The following is an 18,008-nucleotide window of genomic DNA, read 5'->3' as shown; positions in this document are numbered from 1 at the left end:
GTGTCTGGGGCGGATCAGCAGGGATTTATTACGTCCTGGAATGAAAGTGTGCACAGCAGGCGTGAAATCGGCAAAAGATAGGGCTGGTACCCGGCACGGCTTGGGAGCACGGCGTGCCGGGTACGGCCCCGACAGGCCGTCGTGGTGATCCCCGGACGGCACGGGCCGGGAAATCGTCATGGACTGTGAGGGACGGCATTTCCTGCGCAGCCCCCCGACGCGCAAAGATAGGCGGGTGCGCCCCCTCGATCCACGACTCCGGCACATTCGGCCGGCACGTTCATATCTCACGCTGACCGTCGGGCTGGGGCTGGCCTCCGCCGGACTCGTCGTCGCGCAGGCGCTGCTGATCGCGGCACTGCTCGCGCCGGTGATCCAGGAGCCCGGGGTGACACCGGCCGGCGGGCTGTTCGTGGCACTGGGCCTCGTCGTCGCCGGCCGTGCGGTCGTCGCCTGGGCCCAGGAGCGGTTCGCGCGCCGCGCCGCGTCTCGCACGATCGCCGACCTGCGCGAGCAGGTGGTCACCGCGGTCGCCGTGCGCCCACCCCGCGGCACCGGCTCGACACCGGACGGCACCGCCGTCGCCACCCTGGTCACGCGTGGGCTCGACGACCTCGAGCCCTACCTGGTGCGCTACGTGCCGCAGCTCGTCCTGACCGCGCTGCTCACTCCCGCCCTGGTGCTGGTGGTGCTGTGGCTCGACTGGGTCTCCGCGGCCGTCGTGGCGGTGACGCTGCCGCTCGTGCCGATCTTCATGGTGCTCGTCGGACGCCTCACGGCGGGCGCCTCCGAACGGCGGCTGGCCGCGGTCGCCCGGCTGGGTGACCAGGTGCTCGACCTCGTGGCCGGCCTGCCGACACTGCGCGCTTTCGGACGGGCGGCCGGGCCGGCGGAACGCGTCCGCGCCCTCGGCGAGGCGTCACGGGACGCGACGATGCGGACCCTGCGGGTCGCGTTCCTGTCGTCGATGGTGCTGGAGCTGCTCACCACCCTGTCGGTCGCCGTCGTCGCCGTGGGGGTGGGCCTGCGCCTCGTCGAGGGCCAGATGGACCTGGGGGCGGCGATCGCCGTCCTGGTGCTCGCCCCGGAGGTGTACCTGCCCCTGCGCCGCGTGGGAGCGGAGTTCCACGCCTCGGTCGACGGCGTCGCGGCCGCGGGCCGCGCGCTCGATCTCCTGGCGCCGTCGGGCGCCGCCGTCGCCGCCGTGCCGGAGGCCGGGCCCGCACGCCCGGCGGAGGGTGCGGGCCGGCCCGTGACCCTGGTGCTGGACGACGTCCACGTCCGCGCGGGCGAGCGGGGCCTCGTCGCGCCCGCCGGGCTCAGCGCCCGCATCCCGCTCGGTTCCGGGCGGCCCGGTGACGGCCGCGTCGTGGCGCTCCGGGGGCCCAGCGGCTCCGGGAAGTCGACGGCGGTCCTCGTGGCACTCGGCCTGGTCGAGCCGGACTCCGGCCAGGTCCTGCTGGAAGTCGCCGAGCACCCTGGACCGTCCCGGGAGCGACACGCGGACGCCGGCGGTTCCCGCGGGCCCGGCGACCACCCGCCGTCCACCGGGACGCGGCTCGTGCCGCTCCACGAGTTCGGCCGCGAGGCCTGGTGGCGCCGCGTCACCTGGGTCCCCCAGCGGCCGTCGACACCGCCGGGCACTCTCCGGGACATCCTGCACCTGCCCCCCGGCGCCGAGGGCGGGCTCGTCCCTCCGCAGCGCACCGTCCGGGTCGCCCGAGCGGCCCGCAGAACCGGGCTCGACGACATCGTGCGCGACCTGCCGCACGGCTGGGACACCCGGCTCGGGCTGGGAGGGACCGGCCTGAGCGTGGGTCAGCGTCAGCGTGTGGCGCTCACCGCCGCGCTGCTCGACGACAGCGCGGACCGCCCGCTCGTGGTGCTCGACGAACCCACGGCCCACCTGGACGCCCGCTCGGAGGAACAGATTCTCGACACCGTGCGGACGTGGCGCGGCGAGGGCCGCACCGTCCTGGTCGTCGCACATCGCGAGTCGCTGCTGGCCATCGCCGACGACGTGATCGACGTGACGGCACGACCCGTGCCCGGCACCGCCCTGACCGACGCCGAGCCGGGAGCCGCCCGATGAACGCCGAAGCACGCCCGTCGCGTGTCCGTGATCCGCTGTGGCGGCTCCTGCCGCTGCTGGAGGTCCGTCCGGGCCGCGTCGCCGCGGCCGTCGGCCTCGGTTCCTTGGCCCTGGTCTGCGCGATCGGGCTCGCCGCCGCCGCGGCCTGGCTGATCGCCCGTGCCTCGCAGATGCCCCCGGTGCTCACGCTGTCGGTCGCGGTCGTGTCGGTACGGGCGTTCGGGATCGGGCGAGGCGTACTGCGCTACCTGGAACGCCTGGCCTCGCACGACGTCGCCCTGCGCGGCATGTCGGCACTGCGGGCCCGGGTCTACTCCGGTCTCGCGCAGGCTCCCGGTACTCCGTCGGTGCGGCGCGGTGACCTGCTGGCGCGGCTCGGGGCCGACGTCGACAGCGTGGGCGACGTCGTGGTGCGAGCCGTGATCCCGGCGGGGGTGGCCGTGGTGACGGGCACCGGCTCGATCGTCCTGGTGGGCGCGTTCCTGCCCGAGGCCGGGCTCGCGCTGGCGGCGTGCCTGCTGCTGGCAGGTGTCGTCGTGCCGTGGCTGGCCGCGCGGGCGGCCGCACGCGTCGAGGCCGACGGAGCCGCGGCGCGCGGGCGGGTGAGCGGGATCGCGCTGGAACTGCTGGAGGAGGCCCCGCAACTGCGCGTCGCGGGACGGTTCGGGGGCCGTTCGGCGGACCTCCGGGCCGCCGACCAGGAGCTGGACGCGGCGAACGAGGCCGGGGCGAGGATCTCGGGGCTGTCGGCCGCGCTCGGGTCGCTCGCCCAGGGCCTCGCGGTGATCGCCGCGCTCGTGCTGGGCATTCCCGCCGTCGCGGCGGGCCGGCTCGCACCCGAGGAACTGAGCGTCGTCGTGCTCACCCCGCTCGCGGTCTTCGAGGCGACCGCCGGACTCCCAGCCGCGGCGGTCCAGTGGCGGCGGTCCCGGGAAGCCGCTCGGCGGCTGCTCGGCCTCCTGGAGGACGACACGGAACGTGTCGGGGAGTCCCGTCCGGGCCTGCACGGCGTCTCGCTGGACCTGGAGCCGGGATCGGTGACCGTGGTGACCGGGCCGTCGGGCTCGGGGAAGACGACGCTCCTCATGCGAGCCGCGGGTCTCCTCCCGGGCCAGGGAGCGGCGCACGCGCTTGGCACACTATTCATAGCCGAGGACGGTCACGTCTTCGGGACCACCGTGCTGGAGAACCTCCGGGTGGCGCGCGGGGACGTCGGCGAGGAGGAGGCGCGGGCGGCGCTCGGCGCCGTCGGGCTGACACCGTGGCTCGACGGGCTGCCGGACGGCCTGGACACCATGCTCGGGACCGACGCGACGAACGTGTCGGGGGGCGAACGGCGCCGTCTCCTCATCGCCCGGGCGCTGCTCGCGCGCGCGGACGCGCTGCTCGTCGACGAGCCGGGGGAACATCTCGACGCACGGGCCGCCGACGACGTGGTCCGCGTGCTGGCGGCGCACGCACGCGACACCGGCACCGCCGTCGTCCTGGCGACCCACCGCCCGATACCGGCGGGCCTGGCCGACCACGAGGTCGCCCTGACGCTCCGCCGGTGATTCACGCCCGTGACGTCACTCCCCTGACGTCGCTTCCGGGCGGTCGGAGGTGTCCGCCACGGCACGCGCGTGCCGGTGCGGCCGCCCCGGCCTCACTCCCCCGTCGCGCCGTCGATCTGTTCGCGTGCCGCGTCCAGGTGACCCGCGTGGCGGGCGTACTCCTGGAGCACGTGGAACCCGATCCACAGGAGCGTGGGCGGGGTCTCGTCCGGCGTGAACCGCCCACCCGTCGCGCCCCGCTCCGCGAGCCCGCGGGAGAACAGGACGTGCCTGGTCCGGACGCCGCCTTCGTGCAGGCGGCGCAGCCAGGACTCGACCTCCGTGTCGCCCGGCGGCACCTCCCACGCGCCGTCCGGCCGCCCGCCGGCGTGGTCACCCCACGGATCGGGCACGTCCTCCGCCAGGAACCCCCACACGAACCACCGCCGCTCCATGTGGACGAGGTGCACGAGCAGTTCCAGCGGCGACCACCCGGACGCGAGCGGGCGCGCGCCGAGCTGATCGGGGCCCAGACCTCGGATCTTGCGTTCGATCGCGCCCCGGTAGTAGTCCAGGTACGCCACGAGCTGCTCGGCGGGGTCAGGGGAGTCAACACGAGGTTCGACATCGGAGAGCGGCATGTCGTCACCCTAGAGGCTCGCTCGCGCGAACGGCGTTTCCAGGGCATGACCTGCGATGACACCCCGTTTCCGACCCTTACGACATGCGGGTGAAAACCTTCGCGTGACCAATTCGTGACATCCGCCGTGAACCTCTGTACTGTCATCCCCGAGCCGCGGACCCAGACCGCGGCCCCGGATCCGGCCGCCGAACCCTGCCACCGGATCTGCCCAGCGAAAACATGGCGGGGACGGGGGAACCAGGTAGTACGGGCCACGGCCCTTGGGGTGAAGCCTCCTGCGGGAGGCCGGGTGATACTCCCATCCGAACCCGACAGCTCACCTCGCAGGCGTCGGAGGAGACAGTGACCACGATCACGCCTGAAACCAGCCGCTCGTCCCGCCGCGGTCGCCACCGCGCCGAGCGCCCCACCATCACCCCGCTGTCCGGCGTGGGTGAGGCCGCTGCCCGGACGGGCGCCATCGCCGCCGTCACGGGCGGCATGCTCGCGTCGGTGTTCTCGTCGAGCGCCGGCGCCGCACCGCTCGCCGAGGGCAACAAGCAGACCGTCGACTACGGCAAGGCGGACGCCGGCGTCCTGGCGGACGAGCTCGTCGAGCGGGTCCAGGTCTCCCAGCGGGCGGAGACCGTCGTCGAGGCCAGCACCGTCAAGGTGACCCCGTACGCGGAGACCGCCGAGGGCAAGGCCGAGGCGAAGCGCATCGCGGAGGAGAAGCGCCAGGCCGAACTCGAGAAGCAGCGCCAGGCCGAGCTCGAGGCCCAGCGCCAGGCGGAGCTCGAGGCCCAGGCTGCCGCTCAGGCGGAGGCGGAGGCAGCGGCAGCAGCCGAGGCCGCGGCCACCGTGTCCACCTCGGCCGTGTCCGCGACGGGTCAGCAGGCGGTGAACCTCGCGATGGAGCTCGTCGGCACACCGTACGTGCTCGGCGGTTCGACGCCGTCGGAGGGCCTCGACTGCTCCGGCCTCATCACCTACGTGTACGGCCAGCTCGGCATCAGCCTTCCCCGCACGTCGAGCGAGCTGCGCTACGCCGGCACCGTCGTCGCGGACCCGCAGCCCGGCGACATCGTGTGGACCTCGGGCCACGTCGCCCTCTACGCGGGCAACGGCATGATCGTCGAGGCCGTGCAGCCGGGCACGCCGCTGCGCTACACGACGATGTGGCAGTCCAACCCGACGTTCGTCCGCGTCGCCTGAGCGTCGCGGACGGTCACCGGCACCCCGCACCATGACGGCGTGCCGGTGACCGTCCGGCTCCAGGGTTACAGTCCCGGCGTGAAGATTCTCCTGCCCGACGTCACCTTCGACCTCGGATTCCGCCGGCTCCTGGACGCCGACCTGCGACAGGCGGTCGCCGACGAGGCGGTGGTGCGCTACGCCATGCACGAGCCCGTCCCCCACGAGCACGCCGATGCCGACGTGCTGGTCACCTGGGCGAACCCGCCCGCGCTCGTCTCCGACGCGGCACGCCGCCTCACCCGCCTGCGCTGGGTCCAGACCCTCTCGGCGGGCCCGGACGTGGCGCTGGCCGCCGGGTTCGCCGACGATGTCACCATCTCCTCGGGACGCTCGCTCCACGACGAGACGGTGGCCGAGCACGCCCTCATGCTCGTCCTCGCCTCCGTACGACGCCTGCCGGAGGCTCTCCGGGCGCAACGTGAGCACCGCTGGGCACGGGAGATGGCCGCCGCCCAGGCGGCCCCCGACACCGACGCGCACTGGACCCTGTCGGGGGCGCGCGTCGTCCTGTGGGGCTTCGGATCCATCGCGGAACGGCTCGCCCCGCTGCTCGACGCCCTCGGCGCACACGTCACCGGGGTCGCCGGGACCCCGGGCAGCCGCGCCGGGTTCGACGTCGTCGGCCCGGACGGGCTCGCCGGACTGCTGCCCACCACCGACGTCCTCGTGTCCCTGCTGCCGGCCGTGCCGGGCACGCGACACGCGCTGGACGCCGGCGTCCTGGCCCAGCTCCCCCCGCACGCCCGGTTCGTCAACGCCGGGCGCGGCACCACCGTCGACGAGGCCGCGCTGCTGGACGCGCTCCGGTCCGGCCGCCTCGCCGGGGCCGCGCTCGACGTGACGGAGACGGAACCACTGCCCGCCGACTCGCCGCTGTGGGACTGCCCGAACCTGATCCTCACGCCGCACGTGGCCGGCGGGCGGCCACGTGGCGCCGCACGGTTCCTCGCGGACCAGGTCACGGCCTGGACACGCGACGGCGCGGCAGGGCTCAGGAACGTGGTACGCGCTGGCAACGAGGGCAGAAGTACGACGACCGGTTCATGAACTGCTCGCGCCGCACCTCCGTCCCGCAGCGGCGGCAGGGCTGCCCCTCGCGCCCGTACACGTTCAGCGACCGCTCGAAGTAGCCGGACTGCAACAGTGCTGGACGTTGACCTGGTTCGTCGTGTCCAAGCGCGTCATAGCTTTGTATTTGGCGCTGCGACCAGCGCATCGACTGCTACGACCGCTTCTCGCCTCATGGCATTTCGGCGTCCTGGCGACGACGGCGGGCGACTTGCAGGTCTGACGAAGTGTGACGGATTAGGTCAGGTCGAACGGCGGACTCGCAGCGGCATTCCGATGGGATTGTCCCGTCGTCAGTGGCCGCCGCGACCCTCACCTCCGCGTAGTGGAACGTGCCGTGCGTGACAAGGGTCAGCCGATAGACCGCCGAGCGGTAGGCGTCGTCCATCTCGGGAACCTACTGGCTCTCTGCGACGGCGAGTGGAGCATGGAGCTCGTCACTGTCCGCAGGTAGGTGGTGCGCACGTAGCCACGCGGTGAGCCGGTCGGGTTCCGCGAGCGTCGCCTTCCCGAGCCAGTGATGACACTCGATGGAATCGGGAAGGTCGATCCGGACGACCTCGATCAGCATGCCCTCGCTGTCGAAGAACTCGATGACGAGGTCACCGGTGCACATGCAGACGAAGTCGGTGACCTCGTTCACGGTCAACGCGGTGACCAGCGCTGCCAGGTCAGCCATCCCGGTGGTACCGACCGCTGGCCCAGAACGCACGGCCACCACGCGCTTGAGGGTCCCGTCCGCGAGAACGTCCTCGTCGGGATCGACAGCCGAGACGAAACTGCCGCCGACGCCGACCTCGGCGCGGACCGCTCGCGCCAACGCGCAATCGAGCGCGTCAAGGTCCAACGTCGGCGCGCCGGAGAAGAGCAGCTCGGGGCGCGACTTTCGCTTCTTCCTTCCCACGGAGATGAACGTACCGTCTGGGCGCAGCGGCACTGACGAATCGGGTTTCGGGCGCCAGCTCGGGGATGCATCCGTGCCAGCCCCGTCGGCGGCAGCTCAGGGCCACTCCCCTCAATCAGGTACCCCTACGCCGAGATATGTTCCCAGGTTGCGCCGTACGCGCGTGGCGACTTCTGCAAGTCCTGGTAGAAGTCCCATCCTTGGTCCCGGTTAGAGAACACCCGTTCACGGGTCGTATCCCCCTCATCCACGGACCTCCATGTGACGCGGTAGTTCACGCTCGGATCTTCGTAGCCAGTGGTTGGTTCGTGTCTCATCCTTCGGGGCTCCTTCCACAGTTGTAGAGCGAAGCTAGCACCACCTGAGTCGGGGGCGGGCTGGATGCTTGCCAAGGCATCGCTACAGCGATTGTCCGCACAGACGGTTCGGAAGCGCCGGTGTGCTGACGGGCTCTGACCCGCGCGCTACTCGCGCATCCGGGGCAGAGGTTGGGCTCGAACACCTTGGTGAGCCGGGCGTATTCAGTCGCGTCGTATGGGGGCGGTCCATTCGTGGAGATTGTCGTCGTGTCCCACGGTCTTGGGCCGTCGGGGCGAGGTGTGAGCAGGACGCCCACGGTCCACGGGTAGATCGGTCCCAGGGCGCCTGACTTCTTCAGGAAGTCCTGCCGACGCAGCAGCAGCCACGACCGGTAGATCTCCTGGTGGTAGTCGGTCAGTTGCGACATGGTCGTAAAGGTGACCTGGAGAGAGCCCTCGTCGATGTACATGACCCGGTGGTCCATCCGATGACCATCGGGCGCCGCCTCGGCGCACTGGATCAGCCGTCGCAGCAGGAGCCTGCCCAGTTCGGCCCGCGCCCCGACCGCAACACGGTCGATGTAAGAGAGAAGCGCGATGCGGTCTGTTTCGTCGCCTGCGAAGTCGGTGTCGGCGATGTCCTCGAGGATCCGCTGGAAGATCGCCTGCCCGAAACGGTCGGCCGATCCTGCTGGATCGTAGGGGAGAAGGGGCAGGCTCGTGTGCACGGCACCGGTCTCCGGGATCCAGTCAGGCAACCTCCTCGGAGGGGCATGCGCATCCTTCTCGGCGAGGTCGAGGTACCGGTTGCTCTCTGCGCCCAGCTCGAGCGGTTCTTCCTCCTGGGCGACGCGGTGGATGTAGTCGACGACCGCAGTTGCGGAACGAAGCTGGTCCCAGAGGAACTCCCAGTCGCGCCGCGTCAGCACAACGCTGGGGCCCCTGGGGTCGGGCGCCGGGATAACGCCCGTCGGCGGAGAGTCGGGGTGGTCGATCACCACGACGGGAATCCACGCAACCGCGCTTCCGTGGACCTTGACGGTGCGTCCGCGCAGGTTTGTTAGCTCGACGGCAGGGTTGAGTAGGGCTGTCCTAATCGTCCCCCGTGCTTGCCGGAGGCCCTGGGCTGCATTCTTCAGCATCCACTTCCTCGCCCTCTCCGGGGTATCCCCGGTGACGCCTCGGGCCTTGACCTGAAGGCTGATCCCGCGGAGGCCGGCAAGGATCGTTCCGTCGCCGAGTTCGCGCACCCCGCGTCCCTTCGCATAGACCTTCGGTCGGAGGACGAGGTCAGGCAGACCCCACCTGCCAGCAGCAGCCCGAGTGGCTTCCTCGACGGCCGTTCCATCCAGGCTGGCGTCCAGCAGGTCGCGCGCGGGCGCGATCTCACGTCCCAGAACGCGCCCGTCCCCGGAGAGGCGCATGTATACCAGGGTGCCGTCACCGTTGAGGTAGGTGGCCATGCCCCTGTCGGACTCCACGATGGCACCTCTGACGTCAGCTTCCTCGTTGGCACTGTTGAACTCCACGGGTAGCCAGGTGTCGACCTTCTGCTCAGGGAGATCCAGCGCGCGGAGAAGATCCACGCGGTAGGGGTCGCTGACCGACCGCTCCAACCCCTCGATGAGGTGCCGCGTGATCGCAACCAGTCCATGCGAGCGGTGGGCGAAATTGTCATCGGGGTCGTCGGGCCGAGGGCCGGTGTTCAAGATGACATCGAAGGAGACGTTGGGGTTGCCGGCGAACGACGCTCCGGCCGAGTCCTTGTGAAGGGTGAACCTGGCCAACCGCTTGGGCTGATGAAGCGGACCTGCTGGGTCGACTTCTCTCTCCTCGATGCGCACACCGTCTGGAAGCGCAGGTTTGGGATCGGCCTTGGACGCCCATGCGGTGAACAACAGACGTTCTCCCTGAGATGCCTCCCATTCACTGAGTGCCTCAAGCCCGGCTGCGAGATGCGCCATGTCCCGGGCAATCGTGCGTGCGGACGTGGCGTCCAGGCGTTCGGTGAACGGCTGAAGGAGCCGGAGGGCCCGGACCTGGTCCGGGCGCAGACCCCTTAGCTGCCCCCGTGCAGGAAGTGAATCGAACTCCGAGGGCTCGGCGACGAGCGGCATCTGATGGACTTCGGGCTCAACCCACCCAATCGGGCGGCAGACAGCGTTTGCCGCCGCAAGTACACAGGCGTCCAGCGCGGCCTTGATATCGCGGAGGAAGGCGGCCATGGCCTCGTCCGCCTCTCGCTGTAGGGCGTCACCGGGCTCGAAGGAGCACCACACTTCATGGACGAGAGGCTCGGGAGACTCGACCCACGCGGAGAACGGCTGGTCGGTCCGCATCGAGTTCCACAGGGCGTTGATGCGAGAGCGGCTGGCCCGGGCACGGGCCAGGCGGCTCCGAGCGACCGCAAAAACGGGTCCCGGGAGCAAGTCGTCCGCGATGTCCACCACGGGACCAGCATGCCGGATAGGGCCGGCACCCCAGTTTCACCACACAGTCAGTCGCAATAGGTCTGGAACGATTCGGACGTGCCGTGACGCTGCGGTCGTGGCCAGCTTGATCAGACGCTCACGGGCATCCGGGGGTACCGAACAGGCGAGGGTCAGTCGGGCCTAGCGTTCGAGCGCAATCGGTGCGACGTAGACGTCGATTCCGCGACTCGCGATACCGTGCACGGCGCGCACCAGCGTCACCCGTGAGAAGGTAAATAGCCCAGCTGCGGTGATCGGGTTCTTGCGGGCCATCGCGATGACGACACGTTCGGGCCGGTCCTTGACCCAAGTCGGGTCTCCGCCCTGTTCCTGGACTAGTTCGCGGAGTTGGCGCACTGCTTGTGGGTGCATCGCCAGCGACTCGGTCGACACCAGCGCTTGGGCGAAGAGGTGGCTGGCCGGCGCCGACTTCGGAGTCTTCTTGACGTGGACGAGCGTCCCGTCGCGCAGTAGTACGTCGCAGGCCTCGAATCCCCTCTTGTGCGCCGTGGTGTGGACGAACTTGCGGTCGAGGCAGATCCCGCCCAACTCTGCGGCAAGATGCTTGTTGTAGTCATCTTCTTCGTCGAACTCAGCGGTCCAAGCGGGGAGGACGGTTTCGAACTTCTTGCGGAAGATCTCCTCGGTAAGCGCAACGAGCTGGTCGGCGTACTGGTCCTCCATCTGAAACCACTGTCCGTCGAATAGACAGTACCGTTTCCCGTCGAACGGAGTCTCGAACGCGAGCCACTTTCGAGCAGGGATCGCACTGCTCACCGGATCGTCGTCCTCCGCACTGCCGAAGAGCTGAATCCGCATCTGCTTGAGGCGGTCGAGCGGCGCAGACGTCCTCCCGAGCGGTGCCAGGAGGTCGTCGAGATCCGGCAGACCCTCTCGAAGGCTGGCGCCACCCCTTCCGGTTCCCGAGCTCAGCAACTTGAAGTGGGTCGGTGGCGCGTTGTCACCAATGTGCTCGAACGGCCAGGACAGCGCCAGCTGATGGTCACGATCCTCCGCGGTCAGCGCCTCAGCCAGCAAATGATCCAAAGCACTGACCCGAGTTGCTGGCTTCCGGACCGGGACGAGCTGTTCGAGGACCTGCATGCCTTCGGGCGGTTCGGTCGCGAGGAGCGCTTCGATGCAGTCTAGATCCGCAACCAGATCAGCAGCAGTCCTTCCCAGGGGAATGTTGAGGGCGTCCGCGCCGCGAACGGTGACGTCGCCGTCGTGCGTGAGGCCAGGGACCCGACCGCGCACGACGAGCCTAGTCACCATCTCGCCAAAGGACTCGAAACCGAACCGGCTCAGGCCGTCGCCAGTAGGCACCGTCACGCGTGAGACGCGGGCTCCGGCATCGATCGCGCTGCGCGTGATCGAGCTGATCTTCGTGGGGTCACCGAGCCGGATCGCGATCCGTTGCCCGAAGCTCGAGTCCACGAGTGCCTGGTCGATCAGTTGGAAGCCCATGCCGAACGTGACAGCCCACGCTCCTCGGTCGCTGCGACGGATGATCAACGCACCCGCTGCTGTCATGTTGCCGACCACCGCAGGTTGTCCGGTCAACTCTTCGATGTCGCGGGCCCACTTGGCATGCTCGGTGACCATCGCACCGAGCACAAGCAGCGCTTCACGTCCGCCCACGGCGATGTCATACATCGTGAACGCCTCACCGACGTACCGCTCACGGATCACCGAACGCAGGTTCTGGACGTCGACCAGGCGGTACAGCGTCCTGGCAGTGGCATTCTTCTCCTGGCGAGGCATCTCTCGATCTTCCGGGGCAGAGCCGTCTCACGCAACGAAATCCCGACAGAATCACCCCGCCAGTTGCCTATATCCCTGAGCCTCCAGTCCCTGGGCCGGTCAGTTCGGCGCCGCCGACGCTCACGAAGTTGCCTTGCCTCACGACAGGCCGTGTCGCGCCCTGCTACCAGGGTAAGAATGCTCGTGCCCGGCCCGGCGCCGCCGCTTGCCCGGAACATTACGCGCATGTAATAGTGGACGAGTGCTGATCGACTGGACCGACGACTTCGACCGATGGTTCACGCGCCTTGAGGAACGCGTGGACGCCGGAGACGACGAGGCCAGGAAGACCTACGCACTGGTCCGGTTCCAACTGACGCTCCTGCAGGAACTGGACGGCCCGCCCACGCAGGAATCCAAGATGCTCAAACAGGTACGCCAGTCCAAGCAGTACCCCGTCTGGCGCCTGTCCCATCCCTACCGAGAAGGCCTGGCGGTCCGAACCATCGTCTGGTTCGCCGACGACGACACCGCCGTGGTGGCGCTTTTCGCCAACAACAAGGCCCAGATGGGCGACATCTTCTACGCGTCGGTCGGCTCGCGCGCCGACCAGGCCATCGAGAACTACCTACGCCGCATCCGCTCCGACCCACCCCAGGACGACCAGGAAGGAGACGCTTCATGAGCATCAAGGACGCCCCCGGTTTCACCCCCCGCAACGAGCGCATCAGCCGGCCCATGGACCCCGAGACCGAGGCCCTGGTCACCCAGGTGACCGCCGAGGCCGAGGCCGAGGAACGCGCCTACCGGATGAGCCTGGCTGCGGTACGCAGCGCGGCCGTGCTTACCCAGGAAGAGATCGCCCGCAGGCTCGGAGTCAAGCAGGCTGCGGTCTCTCGCATGGAGAGCCGCGACAACCTGCTGTACAAGACGCTCGTCGCCTATCTGCACGCCGCAGGTGCCGATGACGTCAAGCTCACCGCCACCCTCGCCGGCCGCCGAGTCGAGATCGACCTCGACACCGCCGCCGGCACCCCATCCGAAGCAGCCTGACCGAACACCCTTCCCCGGCACAGGGGGAGCCTCACATCCGTGATGGTGGTCATGCCCGTTCGTGATCGTACAAGGAGCCACCTACAGCACCGGGGATCGGACAGTCCCGTTCTTCCGTGATGCACTACTTTCCTACCAGCGATGAACGTTGACGTTCCATGGCCGTCCAACCGTGTCCACCCGCCAGCGCAGAACCGGGCGGGTCCCACCACGGGCTACAGCCCTCGAAATCAGCGAAAACGCTGGCAGCGGGGGCAAAAGTACGACGATCGGTTCATGAACTGCTCCCGCCGGATCGCCGTCCCGCAGCGGCGACAGGGCTCCCCCGCACGGCCGTAGACGTCAAGGTTTCTGGCGAAGTAGCCCGACTCGCCGTTGACGTTCACGTACAGCGCGTCGAACGAGGTGCCGCCCCGTACCAGGGCCTCGCCCATCACCTCCGCGGCGGCGTCCAGCACGCGCAGCACGTCACCCTGCCGCATCCGGTCGACGGGACGGCGGCCGTGGACCTCGGCACGCCACAGCGCCTCGTCCGCGTAGATGTTCCCGACGCCGGAGACGACCGTCTGGTCCAGCAGCGCGCGCTTGATCTGTGTCCGGCGGCGGCGCACCGCGCGTGCCACGGCCACCCGCTCCGCGTGCGGGTCGAGCAGGTCGCGCGCGATGTGCTCGACGGGCACCGGCAGGAGGGGCAGGTCGCTGCCGTGTCCTGCCGCAAGACCCGCCGCGTCGGGGACCAGGTCCTGCACGCTCAGATGACCGAAGGTTCGCTGGTCGACGAAGTCGAGGTAACGGGCGGGGGCGCCGTGGTCACCGGGTGCGCCCTCCAGGTGCAGACGGACACGCAGGTGTGGGTGCTGCCACTCGTCCGCGCTCGTGCCGCCGCGAACCAGGAGCTGGCCGGACATGCCCAGGTGGGCGAGCAGCGCCTCGTCCGGAGGAGCCGCCGGCCCGCCGCCCTCCTCCACGAGGGGCAACCAGAGGAACTTGCCGCGCCGGACCGCGGCGGCGAGGCGCCGGCCCGTGAGACGGCCCGCGAAGTCCGGCGCGCCGCCCTCGTGCCGCCGGACGCTGTAGTCCCGCAGCACCTCTACCCGCCGCACGACGGCGCCCACGACGAACCGGTCGAGACCGTCCCGGACGGTCTCGACCTCGGGCAGCTCAGGCACTCGGCACGTGCCGCGCGGTGTCGGCGGACCCCTCGTCGGCGCCGGCCGCGAGGGGGTACGCGGTGATCAGCGCCTTGTACGCCTCCTCGGCGGCCTCCTGCTCGGCGTGCTTCTTCGCGGAGCCGGAGCCCTGCCCGTAGGCGACGCCGTCGATCACGACCTCGGAATGGAAGATCCGGGCATGCTCGGGCCCCTCGAAGGTCGCCACGTAGTCCGGGGCTCCGAGGCCCCGCTCGGCGGCCGCCTCCTGCAACGACGTCTTCCAGTCCAGGCCCGCTCCCAGCCCCGCCGCGACGTCGAGCTGGGCGTCGACGAGGCGGTGCACCAGCTCCCGGGACACCTCCAGGCCGTGCGACACGTAGGTGGCGCCGATCAGGGCCTCGACCGTGTCCGACAGGATCGAGTCCTTGTCGAAGCCGCGGGTCCGGATCTCGCCCTTGCCGAGGAGCACGTACCGTCCCAGGCCGAGCGTCCGCGCGATCTTCGCCAGGGACCGCTGCGACACCGTCGCGGCCCGCATCCGCGCGAGGTCGCCCTCGCTGGTGTCCGGATGGCGCCGGTACAGCGCCTCGGTCACCACGAGCCCGAGGACCGTGTCGCCCAGGAACTCCAGGCGCTCGTTCGTCGGGATGCCACCCGCCTCATGGGCGAACGAGCGATGCGTCAGGGCGAGCACGAGAAGCTCGGGGTCGAGAACGACCCCGAGCTTCTCCAGCAGCTCGCCCGGCTCCGAGGGGGTCGGAGCGCCGCGGCGGGCCATCAACCCGCGTTGACGGTCTTCAGGGCGTCGCGGTAGGTACGGCCCTTGTACGCCCCGCACGTCGGGCACGCGGTGTGCTGCAGCTTGTCAGCCTGGCACGACGGGCAGGTGGTGAGGGTCGCCGCGGTGGTCTTCCACTGCGAACGACGCGCACGGGTGTTGCTGCGCGACATCTTGCGCTTCGGAACAGCCACGGTCAGCTCTCTTTCGTCTCGTCGGACACGCTCGTGGATTCGAGCATGCTCTGCAGCGCCGACCAGCGAGGGTCGACCTGATCATGATGGTGGCCGGGGTCGTCGGCCAGGCGTGCACCGCACTCGGAGCACAGGCCCGGGCAGTCCGGACGACACAGCGGTTGAAATGGTAGTGCAGTGACCACCGAATCTCGCAATGCGGGCTCGATGTCGGCGAGGTCGTTCTCCAGGACGGACTCCTCGTCCTCGACCTCGTCGTCGCCGGCGGCGGCCCCCGCCTCGGCGCGCTCGGGATAGGCGAAGAGCTCCTGCACCGGCGCGTCGACGTCGATCCGGACCTCGTCGAGGCAGCGGACGCACTCGCCGACCGCCTCGCCACGGACCGCGCCGGAGATCAGCACACCCTCCATGACGGCCTCGAGCCGCAGATCCAGCTCCAGGTCGGCGCCCTCGGGCACGGCCACCACGGGGGTACCCACGGCAGACGGCACCTGCACCGTGGCGCTGTGCGTGCGCATGGTGCCGGGACGCCGGGAGAGCTCGTGCGTGTCGAGCACGAACGGCGAGCGCGGGTCGAGAGTGATGACAGGCTCCGGAGACACGATGGGATGCGGGATGGAATGCGGGATCGGTTGCAGGATGGCGATCCATGCAGGACCAGCCTGCAATCTTACGGCATCGGCCCGGTTCCTGTCCGCCCGGCCCGGGTGTGATCCGACACGCCTCGGCCGACGGCCGCGCGGACGGCGTCGGCGACTCCGGGCGGCACGAGGTCGCCGATCTCGCCGCCGTTCCGCGCGATGTCCTTCACCAGCGACGACGCGATGTGCGCGTACGCCTGGTCGGCGACGACGAACACGGTCTCGACGCCCGACAGGTGCCGGTTCATCAACGCCATCGGCAGCTCCGCGTCGAAGTCCGCGCCTCCGCGCAGCCCCTTCACGACCGCGGTCGCCCCCACCTCCCGGCAGAAGTCGACGAGCAGGCCGTCGGCCACACCCACCTCGACGTCCGCGGTGACCGGGTCGGCGGCGACGGCCGTGCGGGCCAGGGCCGCGCGGGCGTCCAGGTCGAGGAGTCCCGACTTGCCGGGGTTCCTGGCCACGGCGACGATCACACGGTCGAACAGCGTCCGTGCCCTGCGCACCACGTCGAGGTGGCCGAGGGTGATCGGGTCGAAGGAGCCCGGGCACACAGCGATGGTCATGGCGCTCACCCTACGGCGTCGGGTCCGCGGGCTCCGCGTAGTGCACCACGGTCTCGCCGTAGGGCTTCCTGCCGAACGGCGCCAGGCCGTCCGGCCAGGCCGGTTCGGGGCTCCTGGCCGACCGTTCGACGACGACGACGGCGCCGGGGGCCAGCACCCCCGGCGCGGCGAGATCACGCAGCACCCGGGCGAGACCGTCGTCGGACAGGTCGTAGGGCGGGTCGAGGAACACCAGGTCGAGGCGGTCACCGGACGGGTGCGGGGCGTCCGCGAGCGCGCCAGTGTACCGCTCCGCGGGGCCGGCCACGACCCGCACACGCGGCGCGAGGCCGAGGTCGGCGACGTTCTTGCGTGCCGCGGCCACGGCTGCGCGCGCGGAGTCCACGAGGGTCACGTGCCGGGCACCGCGGCTGGCGGCCTCGAGGCCGAGCGCGCCGGACCCGGCGTAGAGGTCGAGCACGCGCGCGCCGTCGAGCACGTCGAGGTGGTCGAGGCGGGAGAAGATCGCCTCGCGCACGCGATCGCTGGTGGGTCTGGTGCCCTTCGGTGGCACGACGAGCGTGCGTCCGCCCAGGCTTCCCGCGACGATCCTCACGGGCGAGAGTTTACGGTGGCGGCGCTACGACCACGGCAGGTCCACGGACGCGGCCACGGGCAGGTGGTCGCTGCCGGTCCGGTCCAGGACGCGGACCTCGGTGACCCGGGCGCCGCGAGCGAGCACGTGGTCGATCGAGACCGCCGGGAGCCGTGCCGGGAAGGTGAACCCGAAGCCGTGCCGCGGTTCGGACACCAGGGCGGTGACCGGGGCGAGCGCCGGGTCGTCGGGGGTCGCGTTCAGGTCGCCGGCCACGACGACGGCGTCGGACCCGTCGGCGGCCAGGGCGTCCGCGAGCAGTCCGATGCTCTGGTCACGGGCCGCGACGTCGAGTCCGGCAGGGCTGAGTCTCATGGACGGCAGGTGCACCGCGTAGACGGTGACCCCGGGCGTGTCCCCGGCGGGGAGCACGGTGACGCGCATCCCCCGGTTCCAGCCCGGGCCGGCGCCGTCGGGCCGCAGATCCACGGCTTCCGCGTCCCGGAGGGGGTGGACGGACCAGACGCCGACCGTGCCGTGGACCTCCCGGTGGGGAAGGGCGTCGCCGAACGCTCGCGTGTACTGCTCGACGAGCGGGGGCGTGACCTCTTCCAGGACGACGACGTCAGGGCCGGCGCCGAGCAGGACGCCCACCGTTCCGGCGATGTCCCGGTTCTCGTCGCTGACGTTGTGCTGGACCACCGTGAGATCGTCGCTCGGGACGGGTTCGGCGGCCAGGCGGGGCCAGAGGACCCAGCCCCAGGCAGCGGCCGGCAGGAGGAAGGCGAGCGTCGCGGTGGCCGACCGGCGCGCGAGGCCCAGGACGAGCAGCAGTGCGGCGAACGCGCCGAGCCACGGCAGGACCGAGGCGACGAGGCTCGCCAGGCCGAGGGAGCCGGGGAGCTGGTCGTGGAACAGGAGTGCCACGGCCAGGAGGAGCTGCAGCACGGCGAGCACGATCCCGCGTGACCACGCAGTCCCGCGCGGACGCGGCTCGCGACGGTGCCGTCGCCGGCGGGGGCGGGCGTGCTGGTGGTCGCTCACGGGCGCGGACTCTACTCGG

16 protein-coding genes, 2 pseudogenes and 1 riboswitch are annotated in these 18,008 nt (G+C 70.5%); of the genes and pseudogenes, 6 read left to right on the top strand and 12 right to left on the bottom strand.

Features of this window, described 5'->3' with window-relative positions:
* Positions 1-235 precede the first annotated feature (235 nt).
* Both cydD and J0911_RS01230 read left to right on the top strand, forming a co-directional pair.
* Positions 236-2,092, top strand: a complete 1,857-nt coding sequence (gene cydD, locus J0911_RS01235) for a thiol reductant ABC exporter subunit CydD (RefSeq protein WP_207273570.1) — start codon at positions 236-238, stop codon at positions 2,090-2,092.
* Positions 2,089-3,645, top strand: a complete 1,557-nt coding sequence (locus J0911_RS01230; protein ID WP_207273569.1) for an amino acid ABC transporter ATP-binding/permease protein — start codon at positions 2,089-2,091, stop codon at positions 3,643-3,645. The genes cydD and J0911_RS01230 overlap by 4 nt, the downstream gene beginning before the upstream one ends.
* A 92-nt stretch (positions 3,646-3,737) precedes the next feature.
* Here the strand turns inward: J0911_RS01230 and J0911_RS01225 are convergent, their stop codons facing one another.
* Positions 3,738-4,265: a mycothiol transferase gene (locus tag J0911_RS01225; RefSeq protein WP_207273568.1), complete on the bottom strand. Its 528-nt coding sequence runs from the start codon at positions 4,263-4,265 to the stop codon at positions 3,738-3,740.
* 197 nt (positions 4,266-4,462) lie between these two features.
* Positions 4,463-4,612: riboswitch (cyclic di-AMP (ydaO/yuaA leader) on the top strand.
* Between J0911_RS01225 and J0911_RS20955 the strand changes: the two genes are divergently transcribed.
* Both J0911_RS20955 and J0911_RS01215 read left to right on the top strand, forming a co-directional pair.
* Complete coding sequence (locus J0911_RS20955; protein WP_207273567.1) at positions 4,610-5,461, top strand: C40 family peptidase; 852 nt, start codon at positions 4,610-4,612, stop codon at positions 5,459-5,461. (Overlaps the previous riboswitch by 3 nt.)
* Positions 5,462-5,539: 78 nt before the next feature.
* Positions 5,540-6,550 carry an NAD(P)-dependent oxidoreductase gene (locus J0911_RS01215; RefSeq protein ID WP_307864853.1) on the top strand — a complete coding sequence of 337 codons (1,011 nt, stop codon included), beginning with the start codon at positions 5,540-5,542 and terminating at the stop codon, positions 6,548-6,550.
* Here the strand turns inward: J0911_RS01215 and J0911_RS01210 are convergent.
* The 4 genes and pseudogenes from J0911_RS01210 to J0911_RS01195 all read right to left on the bottom strand — a co-directional run.
* A pseudogene (locus tag J0911_RS01210) lies at positions 6,495-6,638 on the bottom strand (zinc finger domain-containing protein); the annotation flags it as partial. The gene J0911_RS01215 and the pseudogene J0911_RS01210 sit on opposite strands and share 56 nt — an antisense overlap.
* 330 nt (positions 6,639-6,968) lie before the next feature.
* The gene (locus J0911_RS01205; protein WP_207273566.1) at positions 6,969-7,475 is read right to left on the bottom strand and encodes a hypothetical protein; all 507 of its coding nucleotides are present in this window, start codon (positions 7,473-7,475) and stop codon (positions 6,969-6,971) included.
* 313 nt (positions 7,476-7,788) lie between these two features.
* Positions 7,789-10,224, bottom strand: coding sequence for a hypothetical protein (locus J0911_RS01200; protein WP_207273565.1), 2,436 nt, complete (start codon positions 10,222-10,224; stop codon positions 7,789-7,791).
* 162 nt (positions 10,225-10,386) lie between these two features.
* Positions 10,387-12,009, bottom strand: a complete 1,623-nt coding sequence (locus J0911_RS01195) for a DUF6119 family protein (protein ID WP_207273564.1) — start codon at positions 12,007-12,009, stop codon at positions 10,387-10,389.
* A gap of 241 nt (positions 12,010-12,250) precedes the next feature.
* Here J0911_RS01195 and J0911_RS01190 point away from each other — a divergent pair, with 241 nt between their 5' ends.
* Positions 12,251-12,673, top strand: coding sequence for a hypothetical protein (locus tag J0911_RS01190; protein ID WP_207273563.1), 423 nt, complete (start codon positions 12,251-12,253; stop codon positions 12,671-12,673).
* On the top strand, positions 12,670-13,041 hold the full coding sequence (locus J0911_RS01185) for a helix-turn-helix domain-containing protein (RefSeq protein WP_207273562.1): 372 nt from the start codon (positions 12,670-12,672) through the stop codon (positions 13,039-13,041). The genes J0911_RS01190 and J0911_RS01185 overlap by 4 nt, the downstream gene beginning before the upstream one ends.
* Before the next feature lie 230 nt (positions 13,042-13,271).
* On the opposite strand, the gene mutM is transcribed toward J0911_RS01185, so the two are convergent.
* From mutM to J0911_RS20950, 7 genes and pseudogenes are all read right to left on the bottom strand, one after another.
* Positions 13,272-14,210: a bifunctional DNA-formamidopyrimidine glycosylase/DNA-(apurinic or apyrimidinic site) lyase gene (mutM, locus tag J0911_RS01180; RefSeq protein ID WP_207273561.1), complete on the bottom strand. Its 939-nt coding sequence runs from the start codon at positions 14,208-14,210 to the stop codon at positions 13,272-13,274.
* Complete coding sequence (gene rnc / locus J0911_RS01175; protein ID WP_207273560.1) at positions 14,203-14,970, bottom strand: ribonuclease III; 768 nt, start codon at positions 14,968-14,970, stop codon at positions 14,203-14,205. The genes mutM and rnc overlap by 8 nt, the downstream gene beginning before the upstream one ends.
* Complete coding sequence (rpmF, locus tag J0911_RS01170; protein ID WP_123813628.1) at positions 14,970-15,164, bottom strand: 50S ribosomal protein L32; 195 nt, start codon at positions 15,162-15,164, stop codon at positions 14,970-14,972. Before rpmF ends, rnc begins: the two co-directional genes overlap by 1 nt.
* A 2-nt stretch (positions 15,165-15,166) precedes the next feature.
* On the bottom strand, positions 15,167-15,721 hold the full coding sequence (locus J0911_RS01165; protein WP_207273608.1) for a YceD family protein: 555 nt from the start codon (positions 15,719-15,721) through the stop codon (positions 15,167-15,169).
* Between the two features lie 113 nt (positions 15,722-15,834).
* Positions 15,835-16,371: a pantetheine-phosphate adenylyltransferase gene (coaD, locus tag J0911_RS01160; protein ID WP_207273559.1), complete on the bottom strand. Its 537-nt coding sequence runs from the start codon at positions 16,369-16,371 to the stop codon at positions 15,835-15,837.
* 10 nt (positions 16,372-16,381) lie between these two features.
* Positions 16,382-16,972, bottom strand: a pseudogene (gene rsmD / locus J0911_RS01155) (16S rRNA (guanine(966)-N(2))-methyltransferase RsmD); the annotation flags it as partial.
* 18 nt (positions 16,973-16,990) lie between these two features.
* Positions 16,991-17,989: an endonuclease/exonuclease/phosphatase family protein gene (locus tag J0911_RS20950; RefSeq protein WP_207273557.1), complete on the bottom strand. Its 999-nt coding sequence runs from the start codon at positions 17,987-17,989 to the stop codon at positions 16,991-16,993.
* Between the last annotated feature and the right edge of the window lie 19 nt (positions 17,990-18,008).

Source organism: Myceligenerans salitolerans (genome assembly GCF_017349295.1).
Classification (GTDB): Bacteria; Actinomycetota; Actinomycetes; order Actinomycetales; family Cellulomonadaceae; genus Myceligenerans; species Myceligenerans salitolerans.
Note: the sequence above shows the minus strand (reverse complement) of the source record. Positions and strands in the feature narration are given on the sequence as shown.

Coding starts and splice junctions, on each gene's coding strand:
- coaD (WP_207273559.1), bottom strand. CDS start 16,371: ATGACCATCGCTGTGTGCCCGGGCTCCTTCGACCCGATCACCCTCGGC.
- J0911_RS01195 (WP_207273564.1), bottom strand. CDS start 12,009: ATGCCTCGCCAGGAGAAGAATGCCACTGCCAGGACGCTGTACCGCCTG.
- rnc (WP_207273560.1), bottom strand. CDS start 14,970: ATGGCCCGCCGCGGCGCTCCGACCCCCTCGGAGCCGGGCGAGCTGCTG.
- J0911_RS01225 (WP_207273568.1), bottom strand. CDS start 4,265: ATGCCGCTCTCCGATGTCGAACCTCGTGTTGACTCCCCTGACCCCGCC.
- J0911_RS01185 (WP_207273562.1), top strand. CDS start 12,670: ATGAGCATCAAGGACGCCCCCGGTTTCACCCCCCGCAACGAGCGCATC.
- J0911_RS01230 (WP_207273569.1), top strand. CDS start 2,089: ATGAACGCCGAAGCACGCCCGTCGCGTGTCCGTGATCCGCTGTGGCGG.